This window comes from Gordonia desulfuricans NBRC 100010 (assembly GCF_001485495.1).
Lineage (GTDB): Bacteria > Actinomycetota > Actinomycetes > Mycobacteriales > Mycobacteriaceae > Gordonia > Gordonia desulfuricans.
On sequence record NZ_BCNF01000236.1, the window covers coordinates 1 to 743 of the forward strand.

The 743-nt window shown below is 60.6% G+C and carries 1 protein-coding gene; it reads right to left on the reverse strand.

Annotated features, from left to right (window positions below; translation table 11 throughout):
* The coding region (locus tag GD1_RS24045; protein WP_157079616.1) for an IS110 family transposase at positions 1–497 on the reverse strand (497 nt) is incomplete at its 3' end.
* Between the last annotated feature and the right edge of the window lie 246 nt (positions 498–743).

Below are 743 nucleotides of genomic sequence, written 5' to 3' on the forward strand. Positions count from 1 at the left end.
CCCCCTTTCTTCACTTCATGTTCCGGATCGATCGCATGCACCCGCCACAACACCCGATTGATCTTCGAAGTCCGTTCATGGACAAGCGATTCCCGATAATCGGTGAGAGCTTTCACCGTGTAGCTGACCTCATCGTGCGAGGCGATCGGAAGGTTGGGTTCACGCGCAGCAGCCCGGGCGACGGCCAGAGCGTCGATCGGATCGGACTTACCTGGTTGACGGCCGGTCTTGCGGTGCTCGGCCATCAGATGCGGGGCCACCCGCACCACTTTCTGGTTCGCGGTCAGCAGGTCACGTTCGAGGAGCGCCGACATATTGCGGCAGTCCTCGATCGCCCACACCAAGTCGGTACCCAACTTGGCATGGGCCCACCGCAGAGCGGTCTGGTGACCGGTCGTGGTGGCGGGCACGGTCACGGTACCCAGTTGTCTGCCGGCGGAATCGACGGCGACGAATGTGTGTGAGCGCTTGTGTACATCGGCGCCAACGATGATCATGGAAGATGCCTTTCTGTCGAACGGAATGGTGACAGTCGGGCCGGCCGGTAGGACATATCTCAGTGGGGGCGGTTGCCACGCTCCTATCAAGTCACATCCGGTCGGTCCGTCCACCCGGGCATCGGCAGAATGAGCCATGACCAATCCCCAACAGGTGTCGGGAATGGTCAACCAGCAACAGAGCCAGATGCCCGGTGGACTGAACACAACCACCAACTTGGTGGCCCCACAAGAGTGACACTGAAA